The 12,641-nt window shown below is 59.4% G+C and carries 11 protein-coding genes; 8 read left to right on the top strand and 3 right to left on the bottom strand.

The annotated features are described in order from the left end of the window. The first annotated feature begins 70 nt into the window (after positions 1-70). Positions 71-286: a TOBE domain-containing protein gene (locus HV782_RS27860; RefSeq protein WP_007967989.1), complete on the top strand. Its 216-nt coding sequence runs from the start codon at positions 71-73 to the stop codon at positions 284-286. Between the two features lie 186 nt (positions 287-472). Here the strand turns inward: HV782_RS27860 and HV782_RS27855 are convergent, their stop codons facing one another. Next, entirely contained in the window at positions 473-1,105 is a 633-nt protein-coding gene (locus tag HV782_RS27855) for a TetR/AcrR family transcriptional regulator (RefSeq protein ID WP_123469672.1), read from the bottom strand. A gap of 276 nt (positions 1,106-1,381) precedes the next feature. Beyond that, entirely contained in the window at positions 1,382-2,758 is a 1,377-nt protein-coding gene (locus HV782_RS27850; RefSeq protein WP_128615876.1) for a glutamine synthetase family protein, read from the bottom strand. A gap of 731 nt (positions 2,759-3,489) precedes the next feature. Between HV782_RS27850 and HV782_RS27840 the strand changes: the two genes are divergently transcribed. The 7 genes from HV782_RS27840 to HV782_RS27810 all read left to right on the top strand — a co-directional run bounded on the left by HV782_RS27840 (position 3,490) and on the right by HV782_RS27810 (position 11,850). Continuing rightward, positions 3,490-4,848 (top strand): glutamine synthetase family protein, encoded by a 1,359-nt coding sequence (locus tag HV782_RS27840; RefSeq protein WP_007967993.1) that lies wholly within the window; start codon positions 3,490-3,492, stop codon positions 4,846-4,848. 56 nt (positions 4,849-4,904) lie between these two features. Then, the gene (locus HV782_RS27835) at positions 4,905-6,269 is read left to right on the top strand and encodes an aspartate aminotransferase family protein (protein WP_123469668.1); all 1,365 of its coding nucleotides are present in this window, start codon (positions 4,905-4,907) and stop codon (positions 6,267-6,269) included. Between the two features lie 171 nt (positions 6,270-6,440). Then, the gene (locus HV782_RS27830) at positions 6,441-7,550 is read left to right on the top strand and encodes a polyamine ABC transporter substrate-binding protein (protein WP_186744102.1); all 1,110 of its coding nucleotides are present in this window, start codon (positions 6,441-6,443) and stop codon (positions 7,548-7,550) included. A gap of 188 nt (positions 7,551-7,738) precedes the next feature. After that, a complete protein-coding gene (locus HV782_RS27825; RefSeq protein ID WP_123469664.1) occupies positions 7,739-8,836 on the top strand; it encodes a polyamine ABC transporter substrate-binding protein in 1,098 nt (365 codons plus the stop codon). A gap of 67 nt (positions 8,837-8,903) precedes the next feature. Beyond that, positions 8,904-10,046, top strand: a complete 1,143-nt coding sequence (locus HV782_RS27820; RefSeq protein ID WP_034151965.1) for an ABC transporter ATP-binding protein — start codon at positions 8,904-8,906, stop codon at positions 10,044-10,046. 35 nt (positions 10,047-10,081) lie between these two features. Continuing rightward, positions 10,082-10,963: an ABC transporter permease subunit gene (locus HV782_RS27815; RefSeq protein WP_185015842.1), complete on the top strand. Its 882-nt coding sequence runs from the start codon at positions 10,082-10,084 to the stop codon at positions 10,961-10,963. After that, entirely contained in the window at positions 10,960-11,850 is an 891-nt protein-coding gene (locus HV782_RS27810; protein ID WP_123469660.1) for an ABC transporter permease subunit, read from the top strand. Before HV782_RS27815 ends, HV782_RS27810 begins: the two co-directional genes overlap by 4 nt. A 150-nt stretch (positions 11,851-12,000) precedes the next feature. On the opposite strand, the gene HV782_RS27805 is transcribed toward HV782_RS27810, so the two are convergent. Then, the gene (locus HV782_RS27805; RefSeq protein ID WP_128615552.1) at positions 12,001-12,639 is read right to left on the bottom strand and encodes an HD domain-containing protein; all 639 of its coding nucleotides are present in this window, start codon (positions 12,637-12,639) and stop codon (positions 12,001-12,003) included. Positions 12,640-12,641 lie beyond the last annotated feature (2 nt).

The raw sequence follows: 12,641 nt of genomic DNA, 5'->3' as shown, positions 1-12,641 counted from the left end.
AAGCGCTGTGCTTTTGCTTGCCGCTTGAAACTCGCAACTTGCAGCTTATTTCGACCCCAGGAGAAATATCATGACTATCAAAGCCATCAACGTGCGCAACCAGTTCAAAGGCTCGATCAAGGAGATCGTTCTCGGCGACGTGCTGTCGGAAATCGACGTGCAGACCGCCTCCGGCATCGTCACTTCGGTGATCACCACCCGTTCGGTCAAAGAGCTCGAACTGGCGGTGGGCAGCGAAGTCATTGCCTTTGTGAAATCCACCGAGGTGTCGATCGCCAAGTTGTAAGCCTGTGAGTAAAAAACAACCCCGGAGGGCGTGAGCCCTTCGGGGTTTTTTGTGCCTGATCTGAAAACTGCGGCGCGGCCTTCGCGAGCAAGCTCGCTCCCACAGGTTCGGTGTCGTTCACAGATGTTGTGTTCACTACAAATCACTGTGGGGGCGAGCTTGCTCGCGAAGGGGTCGGTGAGGGCGCTAGAGATTTCTTTTGGGCAGATAAGGCGGCAGATACAACCCGATATAGGCATCAAACACCCGCATCCCTTCCTCGGCCATGCGCGGCGTGATCTGCCCGTGCTGCTGCACCGAGCGCGCATACACGCGGTCGCCGAGCTCCATCGCCAGCGCAAACACATCGACATCCTCCGGCAGCCTTGGCAATTCGAAGTGATGATCGAACAGCTTGTGCATCAGGTCGCCCAGTTCGATGTCGTGCTGGCGGTCGGCCTGGGTCACTTCGGTCAGGCCATGTTGCGCCAGGATCAACTGGCGGGCGGCGGCGTCTTCGTCGTAGATCTCCAGCATCCGCTGTTCGATCAGCCGCGACAGGTCACGCCAGTCGCGCAGGGCCTGGTGATCGATCGGTGCTTGCAGGCAGGCGCGAAAGGCCGCGTGCACATCGGCGGTCAGCGCTTCGAGCAGCGCCGGGACGCTGGCGAAGAAGTGGTACACGGAGGAGGGCGGAATCTGTGCGCGCTCGGCGACGCTGTAGATCGACAGACTGGCCACGCCTTCGGCCGCCAGCAGTGTGCGCGCGGCGTCGAGAATCGAATCGATCCGCGCCTGGCTGCGGGCACGGGGTTTGCGGACGGGGGCGGGACGCGTCATGGAAGTCTCCTGCGGGGCAGGGGGCATTGTACGAGCCGGGTTCCGTGTTGTCTTGTCGACCGCCATCGCTGGCAAGCCAGCTCCCACAATGATCTGTGTAGAACACACATTTTGAGTACCCAACAGAACCCTGTGGGAGCTGCGGTGCGACGATTCGACTTGCCAGCGATCCGCCGCAGGCGGCCATCCACCCCATCAACAGAGATGGCTGGTTGGTCATAAAAAAACGCCGTGGGCTGCAGGAGCCGACGGCGTTTTATCTGGTTCGCAATCCGTTTAAACGGTATGCAGGTACCAGTTGTACTCGAGGTCGGAAATGGAGTGTTCGAACTCCTCCAGCTCGCTCTCTTTACAGGCGACGAAGATATCGATGTATTTCGGATCGATGTACTTGGCCATCACCTCGCTGTCGTCCAGCTCACGCAGTGCATCGCGCAGGTTGTTCGGCAGGCTTTGTTCGTTCTGCTCGTAACTGTTGCCTTCGACCGGAGCGCCCGGTTCGATCTTGTTCACCAGACCGTGATGCACACCCGCCAGGACCGAAGCCATCAGCAGGTACGGGTTGGCGTCGGCGCCGGCCACGCGGTGTTCGATACGCACGGCATCGGCAGAACCGGTCGGAACGCGGATCGCCACGGTGCGGTTGTCCAGGCCCCAGCACGGCGAGTTCGGTACATAGAACTGCGCGCCGAAGCGACGGTACGAGTTGACGTTCGGGCAGAGGAAAGCCATCTGCGCCGGCAGGGTCTCGAGCACACCGCCGATCGCGTGACGCAGCGCGGCGTTCTGCTCGGGATCCTCGCTGGCAAAAATGTTTTTGCCATCTTTGTCGAGTACCGAAATGTGCACATGCAGACCATTGCCTGCCTGGCCTGGGTACGGCTTGGCCATGAAGGTGGTGTCCATTTCATGGTCGTAGGCGATGTTCTTGATCAGACGCTTGAGCAGTACCGCGTAGTCGCACGCCTTGATCGGGTCGGCGACGTGGTGCAGGTTCACTTCGAACTGCGCCGGGGCACTTTCCTTGACGATGGCATCGGCCGGAATGCCTTGCTCTTTGGCGCCTTCCAGAATGTCCTGGAGGCAGTCGACGTATTCGTCGAGGTCGTCGATCAGGTAGACCTGAGTCGAGTGTGGGCGTTTGCCGGAGATAGGCGAGCGTGGCGGCTGTGGACGGCCGTTCACGTTTTCCTGGTCGATCAGGTAGAACTCGAGTTCGAACGCGGCGCAGATGGTCAAGCCCATCTCGTCAAATTTTGCAACAACTTGACGGAGCACTTCGCGCGGATCGGCGAAGAACGGATCGCCTTCGAGTTCGTGCATGGTCATCAACAGTTGCGCGGTAGGGCGCTTCTGCCATGGCTCGTTGCACAGGGTGTCGGGGATTGGATAGCAGATCCGGTCGGCGTCGCCGATGTCCAGGCCCAGGCCGGTGCTTTCCACCGTAGAGCCATTGATATCCAGAGCAAATAGAGAGGCCGGCAGGTTGATGCCTTTCTCGTAAACCTTGTGGAGGCTGGTGCGTTCGATGCGCTTGCCGCGCACCACACCATTCATATCCGCAATCAGAAGGTCAACGTACAGAACCTCAGGATGTTCCTTAAGGAACGCGTTCGCTTCGTTAAGCTGAACGGCACGCGGGGGTACCGACATGATGCAACACCTTTGTTGTTAAAAATATCAATCATTGATCTTTTCTGGTTTCAGTCAACCCGAACGGCCTGCCGAAGTCAAGCGAGGCCTTTTTTGCCCTAAAAAAGCGCTGCGAGGGCATTTATGGGGCACTTTGGGGCGGTTTTTTATCCTTGGGACGCTTGGCACCCGCAGGCTTGAGCAGGCCGTGTTGTATTTTTTACGGGGGTGTTGTGTAAAAAAATGAACAAGGCTAAGCTCGGATCAAACCCATAACAGCAATAATACCGGGGTGCTTCATGTCTCGCCTGCCGTTAATCGGCATCACCGACTGCTCGCAACAGTCCGGTCTGCATGCTCATCACATCAGTGGCGATCAATCCGTCCGTAGCGCAGCCAGCAAGGCTTGCGGGCTGTCTACGCCGGTCTCGTCGGCAGCAGCCAGAACGGTCGCGTCCGTTATTCTGGACGTACGGCAAGGCATCCTGTTTATGGCGTCTCCTTTCACTATAGATCCCTTTGAGTCCCAAAGCCTGTGCCGCTCTTCGAGCCGTGCTCATGATTCTGCACGCCTTGAATGTGCACAGGAAATGCAACGCCAGCGTAAAGGGCAGGTAAGCTCCTCTTTCATTGTTGATGCGCGGTGCCAGGCGTAAGCCGGCACTGCGCGCAAGCAAGCACCCTTTAACGCGACGTCACGGCGTCAAACTTTGCCTGACACCCCTGTCAGGAGACTCAGCCCAGAGGCATTTATGAGTAACAACCTCGACCAGCTCACCGATTGGTTGAAAGACCACAAGATCACAGAAGTCGAATGCATGATCGGCGACTTGACCGGTATCACCCGCGGCAAGATCTCGCCGACCAACAAGTTCATCGCCGAAAAAGGCATGCGCCTGCCAGAGAGTGTGTTGCTGCAGACCGTGACCGGCGACTACGTTGAAGACGACATCTATTACGAACTGCTCGACCCGGCCGACATCGACATGATCTGCCGCCCCGACCAGAACGCCGTGTACCTGGTGCCGTGGGCGATCGAGCCGACCGCCCAAGTGATCCACGACACCTACGACAAGCAAGGCAACCCGATCGAGCTGTCGCCGCGCAACGTGCTCAAGAAAGTCCTGAAACTCTACGCCGACAAGGGCTGGCAGCCGATCGTGGCGCCGGAAATGGAGTTTTACCTGACCAAGCGCAGCGACGACCCTGACTATCCGTTGCAGCCGCCGATTGGCCGTTCGGGCCGTCCGGAAATCGGTCGTCAGTCGTTCTCCATCGAAGCGGCGAACGAATTCGACCCGCTGTTCGAAGACGTCTACGACTGGTGCGAACTGCAGGAGCTGGACCTCGACACGCTGATCCACGAAGACGGCACGGCGCAGATGGAAATCAACTTCCGTCATGGCGACGCCCTGTCGCTGGCCGACCAGATCCTGGTGTTCAAACGCACCATGCGCGAAGCCGCGCTCAAGCACGACGTGGCCGCCACCTTCATGGCCAAGCCGATGACCGGTGAGCCGGGCAGTGCGATGCACTTGCACCAGAGCATCATCGACATCGAGACCGGCAAGAACGTGTTCTCCAATGAAGACGGGACCATGAGCCAGCTGTTCCTGCACCACATCGGTGGCCTGCAGAAACTGATCCCGGAATTGCTGCCGCTGTTCGCGCCGAACGTCAACTCGTTCCGCCGCTTCCTGCCGGACACCTCGGCGCCGGTGAACGTGGAGTGGGGCGAAGAGAACCGCACCGTGGGCCTGCGCGTTCCGGATGCCGGGCCGCAGAATCGCCGTGTGGAAAACCGCCTGCCGGGCGCCGACGCCAACCCGTACCTGGCGATTGCCGCAAGCCTGCTCTGCGGCTACATCGGCATGGTCGAGGGCCTCAACCCGAGCGCGCCAGTCGTTGGCCGTGGCTATGAACGCCGCAACCTGCGCCTGCCGCTGACCATCGAAGACGCCCTCGAGCGCATGGAAAACAGCGCGACCATCGAGAAATACCTGGGCAAAACCTTCATCACTGGCTACGTCGCGGTTAAACGGGCCGAGCATGAAAACTTCAAGCGCGTGATCAGTTCCTGGGAGCGTGAGTACCTGCTCTTCGCCGTCTGATACGCCGGGCACGGCTGGCAGCAGCCGTGCCTTCACCGATAACAAGGAGAATTGGCATGACCAGCAACAACCCGCAAACCCGTGAGTGGCAAGCCCTGAGCAGCGATCACCACCTGGCCCCGTTCAGCGACTTCAAGCAGCTGAAAGAGAAGGGCCCACGGATCATCACCAACGCCAAGGGCGTGTACCTGTGGGACAGCGAGGGCAACAAGATCCTCGATGGCATGGCGGGTCTGTGGTGCGTGGCGATCGGTTATGGCCGCGATGAGCTGGCTGACGCGGCTGCCAAGCAAATGCGCGAACTGCCTTACTACAACCTGTTCTTCCAGACCGCGCACCCGCCGGCACTGGAACTGGCCAAGGCCATCGCCGACGTGGCACCTGAAGGCATGAACCACGTGTTCTTCACCGGCTCCGGCTCCGAAGGCAACGACACCATGCTGCGCATGGTTCGCCACTACTGGGCGATCAAGGGCCAGCCGAACAAGAAAGTCATCATCAGCCGCAAGAACGGCTATCACGGGTCCACCGTGGCCGGCGCGAGCCTGGGTGGCATGACCTATATGCACGAGCAGGGCGACTTGCCGATTCCGGGCATCGTCCACATCGCTCAGCCGTACTGGTTCGCCGAGGGCGGCGACATGTCGCCGGAAGAGTTCGGCCTCTGGGCGGCCAACCAACTGGAAGAGAAAATTCTCGAAGTCGGCGTGGACAACGTCGGTGCCTTTATTGCCGAGCCGATTCAGGGCGCAGGTGGCGTGATTATTCCGCCCGACAGCTACTGGCCGCGCATCAAGGAAATCCTCGCCAAGTACGACATTCTGTTCGTGGCGGATGAAGTGATCTGCGGTTTCGGCCGTACCGGTCAGTGGTTCGGTTCGGATTTCTACGACCTGAAACCGGACATGATGACCATCGCCAAAGGCCTGACCTCCGGCTACATCCCGATGGGTGGCCTGATCGTTCGCGACGAAGTGGTGAAGGTGCTCAACGAAGGCGGTGATTTCAACCACGGCTTCACCTACTCCGGACATCCGGTGGCAGCAGCGGTGGGTCTGGAAAATATCCGGATTTTGCGCGACGAGAAAATTATCGAGAACGTGCGCAACGAAACGGCACCGTATTTGCAGAAACGTCTGCGCGAACTCAACGATCACCCGTTGGTGGGTGAAGTGCGCGGGGTCGGTCTGCTCGGGGCGATCGAGCTGGTGCAGGACAAGGCCTCTCGCAAGCGTTACGAAGGTCGGGGCGTGGGCATGATCTGCCGGCAGTTCTGCTTCGATAACGGCCTGATCATGCGCGCTGTGGGCGACACCATGATCATTGCGCCGCCGCTGGTGATCAGCAAGGCGGAGATCGACGAGCTGGTTACAAAGGCACGCAAGTGTCTGGACCTGACCCTCAGTGCGTTGCAGGCCTAAGTGCTAGGCTTCGAGCGAGGGAGCTGCGGCGCTCTCGCTCGATGGTGTCAGAAAGGTCGGCCTTTTGTTGAAAGACCGCCTCCGATCTTGCCAGACTAGCCGCGGTTCCAGTTGTCCGGGTTCGGCCGCTGAACAGAGTGGTTCAAAAAAGAAAAATTTGGAGCATGACGCATGAAGGCATTAGGTAAAAAGCTTGCTGGCAAGACTCTTCTCGCTTTGTCCGTAGCGGGCATGATGGCGGGTGCGGTTCACGCGGACGACAATGTGCTGCACGTCTACAACTGGTCCGACTACATCGCCCCGGACACCATCGCCAACTTCGAGAAGGAGTCGGGGATCAAGGTTGTCTACGACGTATTCGACAGCAACGAAACCCTGGAAGCCAAACTGCTGGCGGGCAAGTCCGGTTACGACGTCGTTGTGCCGTCGAACAACTTCCTGGCCAAGCAGATCAAGGCCGGCGTTTATCAGGAACTGGACCAGTCCAAGCTGCCTAACTGGAAGAACCTGAACCAGGACCTGCTCAAGGCCGTATCGGTCAGCGACCCGGGCAACAAGCACGCCTTCCCGTACATGTGGGGCTCGATCGGCATCGGCTACAACCCTGAGAAGGTCAAGGCTGCGCTGGGCGTCGACACCATCGACTCGTGGGACGTGCTGCTCAAGCCGGAAAACATCGCCAAGCTCAAGGGCTGTGGTGTGAGCTTCCTCGATTCGCCGACCGAAATGCTGCCGGTCGCGCTGCACTACCTGGGCCTGCCAACCGACAGCCAGAAGAAAGAAGACATCAAGAAGGCCGAGGAACTGTTCCTCAAGATTCGTCCTTCGATCACCTACTTCCACTCCTCCAAGTACATCTCGGACCTGGCCAACGGCAACATCTGCGTAGCGGTCGGCTACTCGGGTGATGTGCAGCAGGCCAAGTCCCGTGCTGCCGAGGCCGGTGACAAGGTCAAAGTCAGCTACGCCATTCCGAAGGAAGGCGCGGGCAGCTTCTTCGACATGGTCGCGATTCCGAAGGATGCCGAAAACGTTGAAGGCGCCTACAAGTTCATGACCTTCCTGCAGAAGCCTGAAGTCATGGCCGGCATCACCAACGCCGTACGTTTCCCGAACGGTAACGCTGCTGCAACGCCACTGGTGAATAAAGACATCACCAGCGATCCAGGCATCTACCCGCCAGCCGATGTGCAGGCCAAGTTGTATGCCATCGCCGATCTGCCAGCGGCGACCCAGCGTGAATTGACCCGCAGCTGGACCAAGATCAAATCCGGTAAATAAGCCGGTTTGAAGCCGTAACCGCTGGCCGTCGTCGTTTGTGAGGGCGGTCAGCGGATCAATTAAATGACAGGAAGTTTTGCAGGAACGGTTTTTCGAGGGTAAGTTGCGCGCCGGTTTTGTTTCCGGGCAGCCATGGCTGTCATGTAACGCGGGGCAACTTGGGCCCAATTAAATTAGAGGACCTCCACTTGCCTATTTTTTCTTCTTTGCGCAAAGCCCTGCTGGCCACTGCCGGCCTGACCATTGCTGTCGGAGCCCAGGCCGCCGGTACGGTGCATATTTATAACTGGTCGGACTACATCGGCGAGACGACCCTGGCTGACTTCCAGAAAGCCACCGGGATCACACCGGTCTACGACGTGTTCGATTCCAACGAAACCCTGGAAGGCAAGCTGCTGGCCGGGCGTACCGGTTACGACGTGGTCGTGCCGTCGAACCACTTCCTCGGCAAGCAGATCAAGGCGGGCGCGTTTCAGAAGCTCGACAAGGCGCAATTGCCGAACTATTCCAACCTCGACCCGGTGCTGCTCAAGCGCCTGGAACAGAACGATCCCGGCAACCAGTACGCCGTGCCGTACCTGTGGGGTACCAACGGCATCGGTTACAACGTCGACAAGGTCAAGGAAGTGCTCGGTGTCGACAAGATCGACTCCTGGAGCGTGCTGTTCGAGCCCGAGAACATCAAGAAACTGCACAGCTGCGGCGTCGCGTTCCTCGATTCGGCGGATGAAATGATGCCGACCGTGCTCAACTACATGGGCCTGAACGCCAACAGCACCAACCCCAAGGATTACGAAAAAGCCACCGACAAGTTGCTCGCGGTGCGTCCTTACGTGACCTACTTCCACTCGTCCAAATACATCGGCGACCTGGCCAACGGCGACATCTGCGTGGCCATCGGTTTTTCCGGTGACATGTTCCAGGCCAAACATCGCGCCGAGGAAGCCAAGAAAGGCGTGAACATCGCGTACTCGATTCCAAAAGAAGGCGGCGCGCTGTGGTTCGACATGCTGGCGATTCCGAAGGACTCGTCCAACGCCAAGGAGGCGCACGCCTTCATCAACTATTTGCTGAAACCTGAGGTCATCGCCCAGGTCAGTGATTACGTCGGTTACGCCAACCCCAACCCGGGGGCGGACAAGCTGATGGAACAGTCCATCCGCACCGATGCAGCGGTTTATCCACCGCAGGCCGTTCTCGACAAGACTTACGTGTCGGTCGAGTTGCCACCCAATATTCAGCGTTTGATGACCCGTAGCTGGACCAAGGTCAAGTCGGGCAAGTAAGGCACAAACTATCCTGGGTTCGTCTGCATTGGGCGAACTGCACTGTTTTTTTCTGGGAGTTTCGTAAATGGCAGTTGCCTCCGGCGCCTATAAGAAAGCCCTCGAGGGCGACCAGACACCTAAACAGGTGTTGGTCAAAATCGACCGGGTCACGAAGAAGTTCGACGAGACGATTGCCGTGGACGATGTGTCCCTGGAAATCAAGAAGGGTGAGATCTTCGCCCTGCTCGGCGGTTCGGGATCGGGCAAATCCACCCTGCTGCGGATGCTGGCAGGGTTCGAACGGCCCACGGAGGGGCGCATTTTCCTCGACGGCGTCGACATCACCGACATGCCGCCGTACGAGCGACCGATCAACATGATGTTCCAGTCGTACGCCCTGTTCCCGCACATGACTGTGGCGCAGAACATCGCGTTCGGCCTGCAGCAGGACAAGATTCCCAAGGCCGAGGTCGACGCCCGCGTGGCCGAGATGCTCAAGCTGGTGCAGATGAGCCAGTACGCCAAGCGCAAGCCGCATCAACTGTCCGGCGGTCAGCGGCAGCGCGTGGCGCTGGCGCGTTCCCTGGCCAAGCGGCCGAAGCTGCTGTTGCTCGATGAGCCGATGGGCGCACTGGACAAAAAACTGCGGTCGCAGATGCAACTGGAGCTGGTGGAGATCATCGAGCGCGTGGGCGTGACCTGCGTGATGGTGACCCACGACCAGGAAGAGGCCATGACCATGGCCGAGCGCATCGCGATCATGCACCTGGGCTGGATCGCCCAGATCGGCAGCCCGATCGACATCTACGAAACCCCGACCAGCCGTCTGGTCTGCGAATTCATCGGCAACGTGAACATCTTCGAAGGCGAAGTGATCGACGACGCCGAAGGCCACGCGACCATCACCTGCAAGGACCTCGACCGGCAGATCTACGTCGGCCACGGCATCAGCACGTCGGTGCAGGACAAGTCGGTCACCTACGCGATCCGTCCGGAGAAACTGCTGGTCACCGCCGACCAGCCGACCTGCGAATACAACTGGTCGAGCGGCAAGGTGCATGACATCGCCTACCTGGGCGGTCACTCGGTGTTCTACGTCGAGTTGCCGAGCGGCAAGCTGGTGCAATCGTTCGTCGCCAACGCCGAACGCCGCGGCGCCCGCCCGACCTGGGGTGACCAGGTTTACGTGTGGTGGGAAGACGACAGCGGCGTGGTACTTCGCTCATGAACATGCGCAAATTCAAACGCCGCCTCAATCGAATAATTCCCGGTGGCCGCCAACTGGTCATCGGGGTCCCGTTCATCTGGCTGTTTCTGTTCTTCATGCTGCCGTTCTTCATCGTGCTGAAGATCAGTTTCGCCGAAGCCGACGTGGCCATCCCGCCGTACACCCAGATCTACACCTTCGCCGAGCAGAAGCTGCAGTTGCTGCTGAACCTGGGCAACTACGCGATGCTCGGCGACGACGAGTTGTACATTGCCGCGTACCTCGGCTCGCTGAAGATGGCGTTTTTCAGCACCCTTCTCTGCCTGCTGATCGGCTACCCGATGGCCTACGCCATCGCCAGTGCCCGTAAAGAGCTGCAAACGGTGCTGGTGCTGCTGATCATGATGCCGACCTGGACCGCGATCCTGATCCGCGTTTACGCGTGGATGGGCATCCTCAGCAACAACGGCCTGCTCAACGGGTTCCTGATGAGCATGGGCCTGATCGACGAGCCGCTGCAGATCCTCAATACCAACCTCGCCGTGTACATAGGTGTGGTCTATTCGTATCTGCCGTTCATGATCCTGCCGCTATACGCCAACCTCGTCAAACACGACACCAGTCTGCTGGAAGCGGCGTCGGACCTCGGTTCGAGCACCTTCAACAGCTTCTGGAAAATCACCGTGCCGCTGTCGAAAAACGGCATCATCGCCGGCTGCATGCTGGTGTTCATCCCGGTGGTGGGTGAGTTCGTGATCCCGGAACTGCTTGGCGGCCCGGAAACCCTGATGATCGGTAAAGTGCTCTGGCAAGAGTTCTTCAACAACCGTGACTGGCCGGTGGCGTCCGCCCTGGCGGTGGTGATGCTGGCGATCCTGATTGTCCCGATCATCCTGTTCAACCGCAGTCAGGCCAAGGAAATGGAGGGTAAAGAATGAAGCGCTTCCGTTTCTCCAGCCTGATGCTGGTTCTGGGTTTGTTGTTCATCTACCTGCCGATGCTGATCCTGGTGATCTACTCGTTCAACGCCTCGAAACTGGTGACAGTGTGGGGCGGCTGGTCGATCAAGTGGTACGTCGGCCTGCTCGACAACACGCAATTGATGGGCTCGGTGTTGCGTTCGCTGGAAATCGCCTGCTACACCGCGGTCGCCGCGGTGGCGCTGGGCACGCTGGCAGCGTTCGTGCTGACCCGCATCACCCGCTTCAAGGGCCGCACGCTGTTCGGTGGCCTGGTCACCGCGCCGTTGGTGATGCCGGAAGTGATCACCGGTCTGTCGCTGTTGCTGCTGTTCGTGGCGATGGCGCAGATGATCGGCTGGCCGCAGGAACGTGGCATCGTCACTATCTGGATCGCCCACACGACGTTCTGTGCGGCTTATGTGGCGGTGGTGGTGTCGGCGCGTCTGCGTGAGCTGGACCTGTCGATCGAAGAAGCGGCCATGGACCTCGGTGCACGGCCGTGGAAGGTGTTCTTCCTGATCACCATCCCGATGATTGCGCCGTCGCTGGCAGCGGGCGGCATGATGTCGTTTGCTCTGTCGCTGGACGACCTGGTGCTGGCGAGCTTCGTCTCCGGGCCGGGCTCGACGACCCTGCCGATGGAAGTGTTCTCGGCGGTGCGTCTGGGCGTGAAGCCGGAGATCAACGCCGTGGCCAGCCTGATTCTGCTGGCGGTATCGCTGGTGACCTTCATGGTCTGGTTCTTCAGCCGCCGTGCCGAAGAGGCGCGCAAGAAAGCCATCCAGCAAGCCATCGAAGAAGGCGCCGCCGATTCGTGGAAACAACCGGACGTACGTCGCGCACCGGCTCCAGAAGCGGCGTAAGCCAATGGGGTTGATTACAGATCTGTGATCAACCCCAATCCCTGTGGGAGCGAGCTTGCTCGCGAAGAGGGCGTGTCAGTCGATGGAAATGTTGCCTGACCCACCGCATTCGCGAGCAAGCTCGCTCCCACAGTTTGTTTCTGGTGATCTTCAAATCCAGGGAGAGTTACGGATGACCTCGACAAAGTTCATCGGCTTGAACCCCGGCTCCTGATCTTTCAATACATCGGTCTTCACATTGCCGAACGTGGTCTGCGGACGATGGCGCAAGCCGTCGGCAAACGCGCAGATGATGCACTCCTTGAACCCTTCTCCGCGCGGATGCGCATGCACCACCGCCTCACGCTGCACGGTGCTGAACGCGGCGTAATCCATGCCCAGCACATCCATCTCGACGCCAGCGGTGACCAGCGCCACCGTCGGGCGCAGATACTTCGGCACGCCTGGCGTGGTGTGCAGGGCAATCGACAGCCAGACCTGCTCGATGTCGTCATCGCTGAGCCCGTACGGTTTGAGAAACGCCGCTGCCGCGTTGGCGCCGTCCACTTCGAAACGCTCGTCATCACTGCGGTGACCTTCGACCAGACCGAGGTCATGGAACATTGCGCCGACGTACAGCAGCTCCGGGTTGTAAGCCAGTTGCTGGCGCTCGCCGCTCAACGCGCCGAATAGAAAGACCCGGCGCGAGTGGTGGTAGAGCAGGTCGGATTCGATGTCGCGGATGTATTCGGTGCTGGCCCGAGCGAGGGCGCTGTCGGGAATTTTGATGCCGGCGATGGTCGTGGTCATGG

The organism is Pseudomonas monsensis (assembly GCF_014268495.2).
Classification (GTDB): Bacteria; Pseudomonadota; Gammaproteobacteria; order Pseudomonadales; family Pseudomonadaceae; genus Aquipseudomonas; species Aquipseudomonas monsensis.
The sequence above is the reverse complement of the archived record's forward strand: the minus strand, read 5'-3'. Positions and strand labels throughout refer to the sequence as shown.